Source organism: Vreelandella subterranea (genome assembly GCF_900111305.1).
Classification (GTDB): domain Bacteria; phylum Pseudomonadota; class Gammaproteobacteria; order Pseudomonadales; family Halomonadaceae; genus Vreelandella; species Vreelandella subterranea.
In genome coordinates this window covers 388,383-404,468 of sequence record NZ_FOGS01000001.1, presented here as the reverse complement: position 1 = coordinate 404,468, position 16,086 = coordinate 388,383, and the positions used below count along the sequence as shown (strand labels likewise).

Genomic DNA, 16,086 nt, shown 5'->3' with positions numbered 1-16,086 from the left:
ACGCTTATCTTTAAAATAGATATAGCGTCCTGGTGATAGGTCAGACCCCATGCACTATACCCTGCGTCAGTTGGAAGTCTTTGTTGCCGTTGCCCAACACGAAAGCGTCTCCCACGCGGCCCGCGCCCTTGCCATGTCCCAGTCGGCGACCAGTACGGCGCTTGCCGAGCTGGAGCGTCAGTTCGACTGTCAGTTGCTCGACCGCATCGGCAAGCGCCTCAAGCTCAATGCCCTGGGCTTCCAACTGCTGCCCAAGGCGGTGGCGCTGTTGGACCGCGCCGAAGAAGTGGAGGAATTACTGCGTGGCCAGCAAGGCGTGGGGTCGCTGGAGGTTGGCGCGACCCTGACCATCGGCAATTATCTGGCCACGCTATTGATCAGCGATTTCATGCAGCGCTATCCCGGCAGCCGCGTGCGTCTGGCGGTGCGCAATACGCGGCATATCATCGAGGGCGTTCGCCAGCACTCGCTGGATCTGGGGTTGATCGAAGGGCCGTGTGACGACGATATGATCATCAGCCAGCCGTGGGTCGAGGACGAGCTGTGCGTGTTCTGCTCACCACGCCATCCGCTGGCGGGCAAGACGCATCTGGAGCTTGACCAGTTGATGCGGGAGGACTGGATCATGCGGGAGGAGGGGTCGGGGACGCGGGTGACCCTGGAGCATGCCGCGCGTCATCGCCGCAGTCGCTTCAATACGCTGCTGGAGCTCGAGCATACCGAGGGCATCAAGCGGGCCGTGGAGTCGGGGCTGGGTATCGGCTGTGTCTCGCGCCTGGCACTGCGCGATGCCTTCCGGCGGGGCAGCCTGGTACCGCTGCCTACGCCGGAGTTGGATCTCAAACGCCAGTTCACCTTTATCTGGCACCGCCACAAGTACCTCACCACCGGGGTGCGCGAGTTCCTGCGGCTGTGTCGGGAGATGACCGCTGACGCCAAGCGCAGCGATGACATCCCCATGCCGCCGATTCCTTAACGGCGCTCTTCTCCTTAACGGTGCTTTTCAGGGGCCGGTAATGCCGACCGGTGCCGATCTTCCTCCAAGGTGAATCCGCCTACCAGCTCGGCAAGATAGTTGGCCTGGTCTTTCAGCTGTTCGGCAGCGGTGGTCGACTCCTGCACCAGCGCGGCGTTCTGCTGGGTCATCTGGTCCAGGTCGGTGACCGCAATGCTGACCTGGCTGATACCGTCATTCTGCTCGCCTGCCGCCGTGCTGATATCGCCCAGCATCTGGGTGACCCGGGAGACGCTTTCGGCGAGCTCGTGCATCGCGGCCTCGGCGTCGCGCACCATTTGCGTGCCGCTTGCCACCTTTTCGGTAGAGGTATCGATCCGCTGGCGAATATCCTTGGCCGCGTCACTGGCCCGCGATGCCAACTGACGGACTTCATTGGCCACTACGGCAAAGCCACGGCCCTGTTCACCCGCACGGGCCGCCTCCACCGAGGCATTCAACGCCAGTAGATTGGTCTGAAAGGCAATCCCGTCGATGACGCTGACGATATCCTGAATCTCTGCCGATGTGGTGCGGATGTCGTCCATGGTGGTCACGACCTGCCCAAAGGCTTCGTCGGTACGCCCTGCCAGCTGTGAGGCGGTTTTGGACAGGCCGCTGGCTTCCTGCGAGGCGCTGGTCGTATGCGCCACGGTGCTGCTGATTTCCTCCATGGCGGACGACGTTTGCTGCAGGCTTGCCGCCGCTTGTTCGGTACGCCGTGACAGGTCGCGACCGCCCTGGGTGATTTCGTTGGCGGCGTGATTGACGGATTCACTGCTGCGCTGCACGTCGAGCAGGATGGCCTGGATCTTGTCGGCAAAGGCATTGAACTGCTTCGCCACCGCGGCGCTTTCGTCGCGCCCCTGCACTGGCAGGCGTTGGGTCAGGTCGCCGTTGCCTGAAGCGATCGCCTGCATGCGGCTGGCGAGGTGCTTCAGCGGGCGCGAGATGCTGCTGCCCAGTAGCCAGCTAGCAATCAGGCCCAGAAAGGCGATGACCAGCCCCATGCCGATCATGCCGAGTGTCGAGGCCTCGCGCTGGCTTTCCAGCTGTGTCTGCAGGTCATTCAGCCCGGCCAGGACGGCGCTTTCAGGCAGCCGGATCATCAGCACCCAGTAGTTGCCGCTGTCATCAATCGAGAAGGGCCAATAAAGCTCGGTCATGCCCTTTTCCGTGCTCAGTCGGCGTACTTTTTCGCCTTCCTGAGCCTGGGCGATACCGGCCTGGATGTCAGCATCCAGCACGTCGCCAGCCTGCTTGCCGAGCAGGTCAGGCGCGCTGGTGTAGGCGGACAGGGCCCCGTGCGAGGCGACCAGGGCGATTTCTCCCGCGCCGTCGTAGAGCGACTGATTGGCCTCTTCCAGCAGCCCTTGAATGAACTCCACCGACAGATCGACACCTGCGCTGCCGCGGAACTCACCGTCGACCAGAATGGGTGCATTGAACGACGTGACCAATAACAACTCGCCGTTGTAGTCGTAGAGGTGAGGGTCAACCACACAGGTACGCTTCGTTTCCTTGGGGCATAGATAATATTCCCCACGCCGGATGCCATCGGCATCGCGCTCCTGGTTTTCCATGTCGCTGCCCAGCGCCAGCACCTCGATATCGCCGCTCTCGGTGCGATACCACCACGGCATGAAGCGGCCGTCGGGGCCATAGCCTTGATCTTCGCGGCCGGTATAGAGCGCATCATTACCAAAGGCGTTGGGCTCCCAGCCAATAAAGGCGTCGAGCAGTTCAGGATTATCCACCACGGTCTGACGCACAAGCCGCGACAGCTCATCACGGCTCATGGTCAGCAAAGGCTGACCCTCGTCGTCTGCCTGGCCCAGCATGGCATTGGTGTTCGCCAGGCTTTGGGCAAGCGTCAGGGCATGCTCGAGCTCGCCCTTGATTTCTTCGGTCTGGGCCGAAGCGGTAGCCGCAAGGCGTGCTTCAATATTGCGTTCGAGCAGCGCCTTTGTCTGCTTTTCAACCAGTGCCTGAGAGCGGTCGTTGGCAATCACCGAATAGATGACCAACGCCGCCACGACCAGCAGGATGCAGCCACCGACCAGCGTAGCAATGAGGGTGCGGACAGATTTGAATTTCATTGTTGTTAATGCTCTCTTATGCTACGGCTGTGAAGCGGAGGTGAGAAGACGGCTATCTTGCGCACCTGAACCACTCGACAGCTTGAATCGGCTAATGGTCTCGGTGAGATGGTCGGCCTGGTCCTTGAGCTGCTCGGCGGCGGTGGTCGACTCTTCCACCATGGCGGCATTTTCCTGGGTCATGCGGTCAAGGTCAGCCACCGCAATGTTCACCTGGCCGATACCGTCACTTTGTTCTGTCGTGGCGGAGGTGATTTCGCCGAGCACGTCGGTGACACGGGTGATGTTATTGACGATTTCGTCCATGGTTTCACCGGCGTTGTGCACCAGTTTGGAGCCGTTTTGGACTTTGCCCTGGGCGTCTTCGATCAGGTTTTTGATGTCGTTGGCGGCGTCATTGCTGCGTTGGGCAAGCTTACGGACCTCTTCTGCTACCACCGCAAAGCCACGGCCGTGTTCACCGGCGCGCGCGGCTTCCACCGAGGCATTGAGTGCCAGCAGGTTAGTCTGGAAGGCGATGTTGTTCATCAGTGAGACGATATCGCCAATCTTGCCCGAGGACTCGGCGATATCTTCCATCGTGGTGATGACTTCTGACACCGCCTGGCCGCCACGACCGGCAACATCGGACGCCGCCTGGGAGAGCTGGTTGGCTTCCTTGGCGGACGCCGATGTGTGCTCGACCGTACTGGTGATTTCCTCCATCGAGGCAGATGTCTGTTGCAGGCTGGAGGCGGTGTTTTCAGTACGCCGCGACAGGTCTTGGCCGCCGTTGGCGATTTCCGTAGCGGCGTTGTGGACCGCTTCGCTGCTGGAGCGCACATCCTGCAACACCGTGTCCATGGTGGCCACAAAGCGGTTGAAGGCGGCGGCGATCTGGGTGATCTCGTCGTTACCCTCTTCCGGCAGGCGCTGGGTCAGGTCGCCTTCCCCCGAGGCGATGTCATTCATCGCATTGCGGGCCGATAAAAGGCGGCGCAGTAACCATTTAAGCAGCAGGCTAAGAACCATGGCGGTTATCGCCGCGACAATCAGGAGCGTAATGATCGACGTGGTGGCAATCCCGCGTAGCCCGGCGGTGGCCTCGTGCTCATCCATTGCCACCATGAGGTGCCAATCGCTGTTACCGCCCACCGCGTCACCTTGCAGCAACATCTCACGGCCCTCCAGCGTCAGGGCCTGGGGCTCGTCGCTGGCGGCAATCTGCTGGAGATAACCGGCATCCAACTGGTCGCTGAGCGCGGTGGATGGCTCCAGTGCCAGCTCGGCGTTGGGGTGCGCGACCAGCGTGCCGTCGCCGGTGGTTAAAAAGCCGAAGCTTGAAGGCGTTGGCTCAATGCTCGAGACGATGTCGATGACATCCTGGATGGTAATGTCGCCACCGACCACCGCCGTCAGTTCGCCATTCTGGTAGTAGGGGTGCGCAAAGGTCACGATCAAGCCGCCGGTTTGGGCGTCCACGTAAGGGGCGGTAATAATCGTGTCCTGGGCCTCGACAGCATCCAGGTACCAGGGGCGCTGGCGTGGGTCGTAATCACTCGGTGGCTCCCAGCCGTCAGAAAAAACAGCGTCAGATGTCTCGGGGTAGGCCATGTAGGCCGTCATGAAGTCCCCGGAGTCGGCTAATTGCCGCAGGGCGGCTAACGGGGCGTCGCTAGTGGCTGCCTCATCCATACTGGCAAGCATGTTGTATCGGGCGTTAAACCATTCGTCAATCGCCAGGGTATTCCCATTGACGACGGCATTCAGGTTGCGGGTGACCTGCTCGGTATTGTGGTGCTTGACGGTGGTATAGCTGGCAATGCCATTGATTACCAGGGCAAGGACAATCGCCACTAGGGCTGCGAGTAATAGTTTGGCGCGTAGGGATGCAAACATGGTCGCTCTCAAGTCGAAGTGCGTATCAGGGCGCGGGTGCCACGCCCTGTCATATTGATCACGCACGTCTATCGGCAAGAGCGACCGTTTCTTTAGCTAGGTGAAAGCTGGATGTCGTCACTGAATTAGCGCAGGTCGCGCACGGCTGTTTGAATATCTGTCAGCGACGCCTTGCTCAGGTCTTTGGAAAGGGTATGAATGACAAGCTTTTGCGTGGGGCCATCGAGTTTATCGCGCAGCAGGCCTAAAAATTTGGGTGGCGCGACCACAATGAGCTTCTCCAAGCTGTTATCGACCCGAGCATTATAAAGGTGACTGGCGACCTGCTTGGCGAACAGTTCGTTCTCGTGCTTTGAGGCGGCTCCCTCCTCGCCGGAGCTGCGCGCGCTGGTTGAATTGGATTCATGAACATCGGCTCCCGGACGGTCGGTGACCAGATCGCCTTCATGCAGGCGCCCTTCGGCGTGTACCAAGCTTTCCTGCTCGGTGAGTGTCAGCGCTTCGCGGGTAAAAATGCGCGCACGCGCGGCATCAGCGACAACAATATAGGTGGTCATCGTGACGCGTCCTCCTTGTCGTTAGTGGTCACTTAACCATGGCAAGCGAATAGCGCTAGGTCAAACCCCATAGCTGCTTCTGGACAGCGCTGAGCGCCTTGCCTATGGTTGCTTGTCGGCTTTATTCGGAGTTTATCCATGTCAGTATTGTCGCTCGGTGCGCCCACCCATTGGCGCAATCGCTATTTATTAATGCGCCATGGTCATAGCCAGGCCAATCAACAGGGGGTGATAGTCAGCTCGCCTGCGCGCGGCGTGGCGAATTTCGGCCTTTCAGAGCTGGGTGAGCAACAGCTTGCTCAGCGAGTGGCCGATTGGCAGTGGCCGACGCCTACCCGCGTCGTGCACTCGGATTTTTTGCGCACCGCGCAAACGGCTGCCCACATTGCTGACGCGTTTGGACTCACGCCAAGCGTCGAGACGCGCCTGCGAGAGCGCTATTTTGGCGAGTTGGAGGGGCAGGGCGACGATCGTTACCCCGGCATATGGGCCCTGGACGCCCAGAACGCGGAGCATCATTATCATCAGGTAGAAGCGGTGAGCGCGGTGGCCAAGCGTATGCGGGCGGTGATAGACGACTGGGAGCAAACGGCCAGCGGGGAAACCATCGCGCTGGTCAGTCATGGCGACCCGCTGCAAATCCTGCTCACGGCGCTGGCCGGAAAGCCGCTGAGCCAGCACCGTGAGCGGGAAGCGCTATTGCCTGCCAGTATTACCTTGATAGGTGCCTAGGCGCTGCTGTCTTCAGAGGGCGGAATCCAGGCAATCATGTCGACTTCAACGTCGGCACCGCCGGCCAGGCCGGTGACGCCAATGCAGGTACGCGTGGGTAACGGCTGCGGGAAGTAGCTCGCGTAGACCCCGTTGACCTCGTCGAAGTGGCCCATGTTGGTAATAAACACCCGCGACTGCACCACGTGCTCGAAACTGCTTCCCACTTCCTCCAGCACGATCGCCAGGTTCTGCATGACACGATGGGTTTGTTCGGTGAACGTGCCGAGCAGCATTTCGTTGGTTTCCGGCACGGTGGGCATTTGCCCGGTAATAAATACCAGGTCGCCCACGCGGCAGGCGTGGGAAAAGGGCGCGATAGGCTGGGGCGCCCGGTCGATAAATAACTTTTCCATGGTGTCGCGTTCCTTTGTCGATTGTTTTAACTGCGTGTTTAAACGTCTTATTAAGCATTATGGGCCTCAAACGAGGCCCATAACGACGAACTTATCAACAGCTGCTTTGTACAGAGGGGGTGTGGATTAATGTCCCAGGATCTGGCTCAAGAACAGCTGAGTGCGTTCGGACTGCGGGTTGTTGAAGAACGGTTCAGGCGCATTCTCTTCAATGATTTGCCCCTGGTCCATAAAGATCACCCGGTCGGCGACGGTTTTGGCGAAGCCCATTTCGTGTGTCACGCATATCATGGTCATGCCCTCTTCGGCCAGTTCCACCATGACGTCCAGCACTTCCTTGATCATCTCAGGGTCGAGTGCCGAAGTGGGTTCATCAAACAGCATTACCTCGGGGTGCATGCATAACGAGCGGGCAATCGCCACGCGCTGCTGTTGACCACCCGAAAGTTGGCCGGGGTACTTGTCCGCTTGTTCCGCAATACGCACCCGCTCCAGGTATTTCATGGCCAGCGCTTCGGCTTCCTTGCGGGGCTTCTTCTGTACCCACATCGGTGCAATACAGCAGTTTTCCAGCACCGATAAATGGGGGAACAGGTTGAAGTGCTGAAACACCATGCCGACGCTACGGCGAATCTGTTCGATACGCTTAACGTCCTGCGTCAGTGCGACACCACCTACGGTGATGTCGCCTTTCTGGTGCTCTTCAAGGTGATTGATACAGCGGATGAGCGTCGATTTACCCGAGCCCGAGGGACCGCACACCACGATACGCTCGCCCCGTTTAACCTCCAGATAAATGTCGCGTAGCACGTGAAAATCGCCGAACCATTTATTGACGTTGTGCATCTCGACCATCAGGTCTGACGCGTTGGTGGCTGCTTGTGTCATGTTGATATCCTACTCAAAATCATAAAGAAAGCGGCATTAAGCGTTGTCGACGACCTACTGCTTATGACCGGTATTTAGCCTGCGTTCCAGGTACTGGCTGTAGCGCGACATGCTGAAACAGAAGATCCAGAATACGAACGCGGCAAACACATAGCCTTCTAACGAGAAACCCAGCCAACGCGAGTCGGAAAGCGCCGCTTGCACAATACCCAACAGATCAAACAGCCCAATGATCATCACCAGGGTGGTGTCCTTGAACAGCGAGATGAAGGTGTTGACGATACCGGGAATCATCATCTTCAGCGCCTGCGGCATGATGATCAGGCCCATGCGTTTCCAGTAGGTCATCCCCAGTGCCGCGGCCGCTTCATCCTGGCCTTTGGGGATGGCCTGGAGCCCCCCGCGAATGACCTCCGCCATGTAGGCACTCTGGAACAGCGTCAGGCCGATCAGGGCGCGTATCAGGCGGTCAACACTCAGCTCTGTGGGCAAAAACAATGGCAGCATCACTGACGCCATGAACAGGATGGTGATGAGCGGAACGCCTCGCCAGAACTCGATAAAGATGACACAGAACGTTCTGACAATGGGCATTTGGGAGCGTCGCCCAAGGGCGAGCACGATGCCGATGGGCAGCGCGCCAATCATCCCCACACTGGCGAGCAGCAGGGTCAGCATCAAGCCGCCCCAGCGGTGGGTGGAAACGCGCGGCAGATCGAAATAGCCGCCGTGCAGCAGCACATAGGCGATGACCGGGAAAGCCAGCAAGGCAAATACGATCACCCAGCGCTTGAGCGGCAGCCTGGGGATCACCAGCCAGGCAATAATGCTGGCGAACATGGCAAACACGATATTGGCGCGCCAGTATTCCTCGCTGGGATAGAGGCCATAAATGAACTGGGAAAAGCGTGCGTTGACGAACACCCAGCAGGCGCCTACCCGGGAACAGTCTTCGCGGCTATCGCCCACCCAATCGGCATCGATAAAGGCCCATTGAATCGTCGGCACCACCAGCAGGTAGAGAACATAAAGGCCCAACAGCGTGAACAGACTGTTGATCGGGCCGTTGAAAAGGTTGCCACGTAGCCAGGCAATGGGGCCAATGGTGCCTTTGGGGGCCGGCTGCTCGGGTATCACTTCTTTGTTGTGAATCATAAAGGTCGCCTCCGGCCTAGCGTTCGACAAGCGCAACGCGAGCGTTAAACCAGTTCATGAACATGGACACCAGCAAGCTGATGATCAGATAAACCGCCATGGTCATGGCAATCACTTCGATAGCCTGACCGGTCTGGTTGAGCGTGGTGCCAGCAAACACCGAGACCAGATCGGGGTAACCGATGGCGGTGGCCAGTGAGGAGTTCTTGATCAGGTTGAGGTATTGGCTGGTGAGCGGCGGAATGATGACCCGCATGGCTTGGGGAATGATCACCAGACGCAGGACGAGCTTGCGCGGCAAGCTGAGCGCCTGAGCGGCTTCCGTTTGGCCATGAGGGATCGCCTGAATACCCGAGCGCACAATTTCGGCAATGAAAGAAGCCGTGTAGATGGACAGTGCCAGCCACAATGCCAGGAATTCCGGGATGATGGTGATGCCGCCTGCGAAATTGAAACCGCGCAGTTCGGGCATTTCCCAGGTCACCGGGACGCCGGTCGCAACCAGTATCAGCAATGGAAGGCCCAAGATAAGCACCAGCGATATCCAGAACACCGGCAGGCGTTTGCCAGTCGCCTCGTGGCGGCGTTTATTCCACATTACCAGCGCGATGCTCGCAACAATGGCGACGACGAAGGTGGCGGGAATCAAGCCAAAGCCGGATTCAAACAGCGGTTCGGGAAGATACAGCCCCCTTACGTTCAAAAATATTGCCTCGCCAAACGCCATGCTTTCCCGGGCGCTGGGCAGGCTACGCAGTACGGCGAAATACCAGAAGAAAATCTGTAGTAACAGCGGGATATTACGGAAGGTTTCGATGTAGGCGTTGGCAAGTCGAGCGATTAGCCAGTTGGGCGATAATCGGGCGATGCCCACTATAAAACCAATAATCGAGGCCGCCAATACCCCCAACCCACCGACCAGCAGTGTGTTGAGCAAACCTATGATGAAAGTACGGCCGTAGCTGCTTTGCGAGGAGTACTCGATCAAGGTTTGACCAATACCGAAGCCGGCCGTGTTGTTCAAAAAGCCAAAGCCGGTTGTGATACCGCGGGCGTTCAGGTTGGCTTGGGTATTGCCGATAATATAGATCATGAAAGCCGCCACAGCGGCGACTAAAAGGATCTGAAAAATAAGCGCGCGTTTAGCGCGGTCTCGCCAGAAAGGCGGCTTTTGGCCGACGGGGCGAGCGTTGGGTCTTACGGACATGGGTGGCGTCTCCGCGATACGGAAGGTCAATCAGATGGCCCGCCACTACCCAGCAAGAGGCAGCGGCGGGCCGGGGTCAAGCGAGACGCTTAGCGAATCGGGGGGGCGTACTGGAAGCCACCGTCGGTCCACAGAGCGTTGACGCCACGCTCAATTTCAAGCGGTGAGCCCATACCCACGTTACGGTCAAAGCTTTCAGCGTAGTTGCCGACCTGGCTGATGATGTTGTAGGCCCAGTCAGCGTCTAGTCCCATGCCTTCGCCGTAGTTGCCATCCTGACCGAGCAGGCGTGCAACATTGGGGTCTTCAGACGATGTCATTTCGTCGACATTTTCGCTGGTAACGCCGTATTCTTCAGCGTTGATCATGGCGAACAGCGACCATTTCACGATGTTGAACCAGAGGTCATCGCCCTGGCGTACCACGGGACCCAGTGGCTCTTTGGAAATCACGTCCGAAAGAATCATCGAGCCTTCAGGGTTGTCTAGCTGGATACGCAGGGCGGCCAGCTGAGAGGTATCGGAGGTCAGCACGTCGCACCGACCCGCCTGGTAACCACCCACCGTCTGTTCGGAGGTATCGAACACGATGGGGTTGAATTCCATGTCGTTGGCGCGGAAGTAGTCGGCGAGATTCAGCTCGGTGGTGGTGCCTGACTGAATGCAGATGGACGCACCGTCCAACTCGTCTGCACCCGTAATACCCAGATCCCGTGACACCATGAAGCCTTGGCCGTCATAGAACGTTACGCCGGTGAAGTTGAGACCCAGGGTTGTATCCCGTGTCGTCGTCCAGGTGGTGTTGCGTGACAGCACATCCACTTCGCCGGACTGCAGCGCCGTGAAGCGCTCTACGGCGTTGAGGGAAATGTAGTCGACCGCGTCGGCATCACCGAGAACGGCCGCGGCGACGGCACGACAGACGTCGACGTCAATGCCTTGCCAGTTGCCATCGTCGTCAGGAGCAGAAAAGCCGGGTAGGCCGTCACTCACGCCACAACGAACGGCGCCGTTATCCCGGGTATCTTCCAGCGTGTCAGCCTGAGCGGTTGTCATTCCCGCAAGGGTAATCGAGCCAGCCGATACCAGCAGCGCCAAGTGTTTTTTCTTCAACATGTAGGTTCCCTCGAATTGTTTGAAATCTTTGTGCATGCCGTAGCATGTCACTTAACCTAGCAAGGAAGATGCCAAAAGGGGTACAGCCGTTGATTCAGCGCTTTTCAACGCTAAATCGAGCGTTTGATACGAACGTCTAGGTGCAAAAAAATAAAAATGCCCACCCTCCATGCACCTTTATGAGGCGACGAGGGGTGGGCAGTGATGCAAAGCGATCTTGGGCGGTATTATTCGGCGTCGAAGGCTCTGCGCATAAATGGCGGTAACGCCAGTGCGCCGCGATGGGCTTCAAGCGTGTAGTACTCGAGCGGCAGGTCGTGGTTGGCAGCTGCCTGCTCGCGAAAGGTGTTGACGTCGACGTTCTTGCCCGCCAGCGTCACGCTCCACCAGCCGGACGGATACACCGGCTGCGGGAAGGGAAGCGTGGCGACGCTGTCGAACCCCGCTTCCCGCATGTCGTTGCGCAATTCACGGATGATGGTGCCGCTGTGGTAAAGCGGTGATTCGCTCTGCTGGACCATGACGCCGCCATTTTTCAGGATACGGTGACAGCGCTTCAAAAAATCGGTTTTAAACAGGCCTTCGGCAGGCCCCACCGGGTCAGTCGAGTCGATGATCAGCACATCGATGCTCGCGTCGGGGGTATCATCCACCCACTTGACCCCATCGGCAAACAGCAGCTCGGCGCGGGGGTCGTTATTCGATTCCACCAGCGTTGGAAAGAAGCGCTCGGAGGCTTTGGTGACTTCTTCGTCGATATCGATCTGGGTGACGTGCTCGACCCCAGGGTGGCGCAATACTTCCTTGAGCGTACCGCAGTCGCCGCCCCCAATGATCACCACCCGCTTGGGATCCTGATGGGTGAACAAGGCCGGATGGGCAATCATCTCGTGATAAAGGAAGTTGTCGCGGTCAGTGAGCATCACGCAGCCGTCCAGTACCAGCAGGTTGCCGTAGGTCTCGGTGGCGTAGACTTCCAGATGCTGATAAGGGCTTTGCACATCCAGCAGTTTATCGGTGACTTTCAGCGAGAAAGCACTGCCGTGGCTATCAAAGACTTCGGTAAACCACTGGTCGTCTCGTAATTCGCTCATTGTGGAGCTCCCGGGTGCGCATCGTCCGCTTGCGTCGCGATGCTCTGGTGATATTGCGGGCTAAGGTCGTGCAGCGCTTCCATGAAGGCGGTGACATGGTCGGGGTTGGTGAACTGGCTGATGCCGTGGCCCAGGTTAAAGATATGCCCGGGGCCATGACCGTAGCTTTCCAGCACGCGGGCGACTTCGGCGCGGATCGCGGAAGGCCGCGCAAACAGCACGTTGGGGTCCAGATTACCCTGCAGTGCGACCTTGTGGCCGACCCGGGCGCGGGCATCGGAAAGCTCGGTGGACCAGTCGATGCCCACGGCATCGGACCCGGCACAAGCGATGTGTTCCAGCCACTGGCCGCCATTCTTGGTAAACAGAATCACCGGCACCCGGCGCCCGTCGTGCTCGCGGATCAATCCGGCGACAATCTGCTCCATATAGCGCAGCGAAAACTCGAGGTACGCCGGGGTAGTCAGCGCGCCGCCCCAGGTATCGAAGATCTGAACCGCCTGGGCGCCCGCGCGGATTTGCGCGTTGAGGTAGTCGGTCACCGCATGGGCCAGGGTGTCCAGCAGCTGGTGCATGGTATCCGGCGTGTCGTAGAGCATGGTTTTCAGATGGCGGAAATCCTTGCTCGAACTGCCTTCGACCATGTAGGTGGCCAGCGTCCAGGGGCTGCCGGAGAAGCCGATCAACGGCATGCGGCCGTTCAGCTCACGGCGAATCGTGGACACCGCGCGCATCACGTAATCCAGGTCGCGCTCGGCATCGGGAACGCGGAGCGCGGCGACTTCCTCAGCGGTACGCACGGTCTTTTTGAATTTGGGGCCTTCGCCGGTTTCGAAATACAGTCCCAGCCCCATGGCGTCGGGGATCGTCAGGATATCCGAAAACAGGATGGCGGCATCCAGCGGGTAACGCTCAAGAGGCTGCAGCGTCACCTCGCAGGCCAGGTCATGGTTCTGGCACAGGTCCATGAAACTCCCCGCATCGGCGCGTTTAGCGCGATATTCCGGAAGGTAGCGGCCTGCCTGGCGCATCATCCACACCGGCGTGCGGTCAACGGGCTTGCGCGCCAGCGCGCGAAGAAAACGATCGTTTTGCAAAGGTGTGGGGTTCATAGACACTTGCTCTTGAGAAGTTTGCCCGCATTGTAGAGGAGCTATTGTACTGGAAGATAGACCGCAAGGCGGCGCGACCCATGGCAAAAATTGTCGCACCACGCCGATTTTTCTCGACGTTTTTCCGTCACGCTAATCGTGAGCCGACCGCCGCTTCCTGCTAAACTACACGACCATTTTGCCAACACTGGTGTGGTTAACTGGTTTGGTTAATCAGCGAGGTAACCTGTGACCATTCGCTTCATCGCCGCTTCACGCCTGCCCACGCCCTGGGCCACGTTCACCATGCATGGTTTCGAAGACGAAGCCACCGGCAAGGATCACATCGCCTTGACGTTGGGTGATGTGACCGGCGATGAACCGGTGTTGGGGCGTGTCCACTCGGAGTGCCTGACCGGTGACGCCCTGTTTTCGATGCGCTGTGACTGCGGCTATCAGCTACAGGAAGCGCTCAAGCGAATAGCCGAGGAAGGCCGTGGCGTACTGCTATACTTGCGTCAGGAAGGCCGTGGCATCGGCCTGCTGAATAAAATTCGCGCCTATCACCTGCAAGATCAGGGGGCCGATACCGTCGAGGCGAACGAGCAGTTGGGCTTTGGTGCCGATATGCGCCGCTATGATCTATGCGTGCCGATGCTTGATCATCTGAACATTACGTCATTGCGGTTGATGACCAACAACCCGCGCAAGGTCGATGCCCTGACCCGTGATGGTGTTAATGTGGTCGAGCGCTTGTCCATCACCACAGGGTTGAACCCCCACAACGAGCAGTACCTCACTACCAAGGCGGGCAAGCTGGGGCATATGATGGTGCTGGATGATTTTACCCAGGCAAGCGACGTGGATATTGAGCGCAAGGGGTGATGTGTCGGTCAGGAGCGCCCAGAATGGCTACCTTTCGTGATGAACTGCATGAAAAACCCTTGGCTGAGGGTAAATTCAGCGTTATCGAAGAACGCCTGAATAGCATCTCCCACGGTCTGGGGGCGGTGCTCAGTCTGATCGGTATGGTCGTGTTGCTGGTGTTGGCGAGCCTGGCGGCCCACGTCGACCCCTGGAAGATCGTCAGCCTGAGTCTCTATGGGACGACGCTGATTCTGCTTTATACCGCCTCGACCCTTTACCACGGCATCCCCCATCGGCGCTGGAAGCAGCGCTTTCAACTGCTTGATCACTGTGCGATCTACCTGCTGATTGCCGGTACGTACACGCCCTTTCTGCTTGTCAACATGCGCGGCCCTACGGGCTGGTTACTGTTTGCCGCCGTTTGGTCGCTGGCGCTGGTGGGGATTGCCTGCAAACTGCTTTGGCCCCAGCGCCTGGCGGTGCTGCGCGTTCTGATTTACCTGCTCATGGGCTGGATGATCGTACTGGCTTCAGAGGAAATGGCGGCGAGTCTATCGTCGACGGGCATTGTGCTATTGGCCACTGGCGGCGTGGTCTACACCCTGGGCGTTATCTTTTACGCCGTGAATGCCATCCCCTTCAACCATGCCATTTGGCATCTGTTCGTGATCGCGGGCAGCGCCTGCCACTACGCCGCCATTTTCAGCGCCGTTCTTCCCCATACGGCCGCTTAAAAAGCGAGCAATGTATTGCTAGGCGGCTCGCAACGAGCGAGCGCCAGGAAAGCGATAGAGTGCATCAAGGGGCATCGCTGATCGTGCCGAAACCGGCCACTTCATCGTCTTTGATCCATTCAATATTGCCGTCGCTGTTGCGGCGGACACCATAGCAGTCAACGTCATCGCCGCCATAATCGAAACACATGGTGTCATCAACAATGGTGGCCTCTCCAGAATAGCCGTCGCCCACAATTTCGCCATCGGGAAGATAGACTTCGCTGTAGGCTTCACCGCCAGCCATCTCGCCTTGTACCTGGTTTCCCCATACCAGCTCACGAATTTCTTCGCCGGACAGTCGTTCGCCTTCGCTATCGGCGTTTGCAAAAGCGCTTGCTGATAGTGTGCTTAGTGCTGCCGCCAGGCAGATCCCGGTAATGCTAGAAACTTGTACACGCATGATATGAAGCCTTTGCTTTGAAGTGGTGTGTACAACATTAGCCGAGATAACCGGCAATTGCGAATAGGCAAGGTTACTGGCCCCTTGCCTCGCGGATACGATCATAGGCGTTGCTGATCTCGCTGGTGCGCGCCTGGGCCACTTCACGCATGCTTTCGGGCAGCCCTTTGCCGGCCAGTTTGTCCGGATGGTTCTGGCTCATCAGGCGGCGGTAGGCCTTCTTGACCTCGGCGTCGCTGGCGTCTTCTGATACGCCCAGCACCCGGTAAGCGTCCTTGAGGGCTTCTTCGCTGGCGCCCTGCGAATTGGCAGCGGCGCCGTGCAACATGGCTTCGATCTGCTGGACTTCGGTCTCGCTACAGCCCACGCCACGGGCGACGCGTAGAATCATCTCGTGTTCGGCGTCATGTAGATTGCCGTCCGCGGCAATGGCCGACAGCTGTACCTGGAGAAACACCTGACGCATGACGGGCTGATGCCGGGTGAGGCGGTTGACGCTGGCAAGCTCGGCGTCCAGGTCGAAGTCGTCGCCGCGGCCGCGTTCAAAGGCGGCGCGTGCCCGGGTGCGCTGTTCGCCCTGCAGGTGCATCTGGTCGAAGAGTTTCTCGGCGACGCCCAATTCGCCGTCGGTGACCTTGCCGTCGGCTTGGCACAGGCAACCCATGACCGAAAAGATCGAGTCCAGAAAACCTTCCTGGATGCGCATCCGCGCCACATTCAGACGCCGCTTGATACGTCGTCCCAGCCACCAGCCCAGGCCGCCACCCACCAGCAGGCCAATGGGGCCGCCAAAAGCGAGGCCGATAAGCGCAAAGATAACAATCAGAAATAACATGGC

Annotated in this window: 16 protein-coding genes; 4 read left to right on the top strand and 12 right to left on the bottom strand. The window is 58.7% G+C overall.

From position 1 onward, the window contains the following. Positions 1 to 49: 49 nt before the first annotated feature. Positions 50 to 976 (top strand): LysR family transcriptional regulator, encoded by a 927-nt coding sequence (locus BMX75_RS01815; RefSeq protein ID WP_066320815.1) that lies wholly within the window; start codon positions 50 to 52, stop codon positions 974 to 976. Between the two features lie 14 nt (positions 977 to 990). On the opposite strand, the gene BMX75_RS01810 is transcribed toward BMX75_RS01815, so the two are convergent. The 3 genes from BMX75_RS01810 to BMX75_RS01800 all read right to left on the bottom strand — a co-directional run bounded on the left by BMX75_RS01810 (position 991) and on the right by BMX75_RS01800 (position 5,528). Continuing rightward, positions 991 to 3,093, bottom strand: coding sequence for a methyl-accepting chemotaxis protein (locus BMX75_RS01810; RefSeq protein WP_092824720.1), 2,103 nt, complete (start codon positions 3,091 to 3,093; stop codon positions 991 to 993). A 21-nt stretch (positions 3,094 to 3,114) separates the two neighbouring features. Continuing rightward, positions 3,115 to 4,971, bottom strand: a complete 1,857-nt coding sequence (locus BMX75_RS01805) for a methyl-accepting chemotaxis protein (RefSeq protein WP_092824717.1) — start codon at positions 4,969 to 4,971, stop codon at positions 3,115 to 3,117. A 125-nt stretch (positions 4,972 to 5,096) separates the two neighbouring features. Further along, complete coding sequence (locus tag BMX75_RS01800; protein ID WP_092824715.1) at positions 5,097 to 5,528, bottom strand: host attachment protein; 432 nt, start codon at positions 5,526 to 5,528, stop codon at positions 5,097 to 5,099. 138 nt (positions 5,529 to 5,666) lie between these two features. On the opposite strand from BMX75_RS01800, the gene BMX75_RS01795 reads away from it, so the two are divergent. Next, positions 5,667 to 6,260: a histidine phosphatase family protein gene (locus tag BMX75_RS01795; RefSeq protein ID WP_245748317.1), complete on the top strand. Its 594-nt coding sequence runs from the start codon at positions 5,667 to 5,669 to the stop codon at positions 6,258 to 6,260. On the opposite strand, the gene BMX75_RS01790 is transcribed toward BMX75_RS01795, so the two are convergent. The 7 genes from BMX75_RS01790 to hemE all read right to left on the bottom strand — a co-directional run bounded on the left by BMX75_RS01790 (position 6,257) and on the right by hemE (position 13,226). Continuing rightward, positions 6,257 to 6,655: a RidA family protein gene (locus BMX75_RS01790; protein ID WP_066320821.1), complete on the bottom strand. Its 399-nt coding sequence runs from the start codon at positions 6,653 to 6,655 to the stop codon at positions 6,257 to 6,259. The genes BMX75_RS01795 and BMX75_RS01790 overlap by 4 nt on opposite strands. A gap of 126 nt (positions 6,656 to 6,781) precedes the next feature. Further along, on the bottom strand, positions 6,782 to 7,543 hold the full coding sequence (locus tag BMX75_RS01785) for an amino acid ABC transporter ATP-binding protein (protein WP_281244494.1): 762 nt from the start codon (positions 7,541 to 7,543) through the stop codon (positions 6,782 to 6,784). Between the two features lie 54 nt (positions 7,544 to 7,597). Further along, positions 7,598 to 8,698: an amino acid ABC transporter permease gene (locus BMX75_RS01780; protein ID WP_092824713.1), complete on the bottom strand. Its 1,101-nt coding sequence runs from the start codon at positions 8,696 to 8,698 to the stop codon at positions 7,598 to 7,600. Between the two features lie 16 nt (positions 8,699 to 8,714). After that, positions 8,715 to 9,905, bottom strand: coding sequence for an amino acid ABC transporter permease (locus BMX75_RS01775; protein WP_092824711.1), 1,191 nt, complete (start codon positions 9,903 to 9,905; stop codon positions 8,715 to 8,717). A gap of 89 nt (positions 9,906 to 9,994) precedes the next feature. Then, a complete protein-coding gene (locus tag BMX75_RS01770; RefSeq protein ID WP_092825084.1) occupies positions 9,995 to 11,020 on the bottom strand; it encodes an amino acid ABC transporter substrate-binding protein in 1,026 nt (341 codons plus the stop codon). 227 nt (positions 11,021 to 11,247) lie between these two features. Then, positions 11,248 to 12,114, bottom strand: a complete 867-nt coding sequence (gene speE, locus BMX75_RS01765) for a polyamine aminopropyltransferase (protein ID WP_092824709.1) — start codon at positions 12,112 to 12,114, stop codon at positions 11,248 to 11,250. Beyond that, entirely contained in the window at positions 12,111 to 13,226 is a 1,116-nt protein-coding gene (hemE, locus tag BMX75_RS01760; RefSeq protein ID WP_092824707.1) for a uroporphyrinogen decarboxylase, read from the bottom strand. Before hemE ends, speE begins: the two co-directional genes overlap by 4 nt. Positions 13,227 to 13,454: 228 nt before the next feature. On the opposite strand from hemE, the gene ribA reads away from it, so the two are divergent. Together ribA and trhA are read left to right on the top strand one after the other, a co-directional pair. Next, the gene (ribA, locus tag BMX75_RS01755; RefSeq protein ID WP_092824705.1) at positions 13,455 to 14,090 is read left to right on the top strand and encodes a GTP cyclohydrolase II; all 636 of its coding nucleotides are present in this window, start codon (positions 13,455 to 13,457) and stop codon (positions 14,088 to 14,090) included. A 23-nt stretch (positions 14,091 to 14,113) separates the two neighbouring features. After that, positions 14,114 to 14,806, top strand: coding sequence for a PAQR family membrane homeostasis protein TrhA (gene trhA, locus BMX75_RS01750; RefSeq protein WP_092824703.1), 693 nt, complete (start codon positions 14,114 to 14,116; stop codon positions 14,804 to 14,806). A gap of 64 nt (positions 14,807 to 14,870) precedes the next feature. Here the strand turns inward: trhA and BMX75_RS01745 are convergent, their stop codons facing one another. Beyond that, positions 14,871 to 15,248, bottom strand: coding sequence for a hypothetical protein (locus tag BMX75_RS01745; RefSeq protein ID WP_092824701.1), 378 nt, complete (start codon positions 15,246 to 15,248; stop codon positions 14,871 to 14,873). Between the two features lie 73 nt (positions 15,249 to 15,321). Further along, positions 15,322 to 16,083: a co-chaperone DjlA gene (gene djlA, locus BMX75_RS01740; RefSeq protein ID WP_092824699.1), complete on the bottom strand. Its 762-nt coding sequence runs from the start codon at positions 16,081 to 16,083 to the stop codon at positions 15,322 to 15,324. Positions 16,084 to 16,086: the final 3 nt, after the last annotated feature.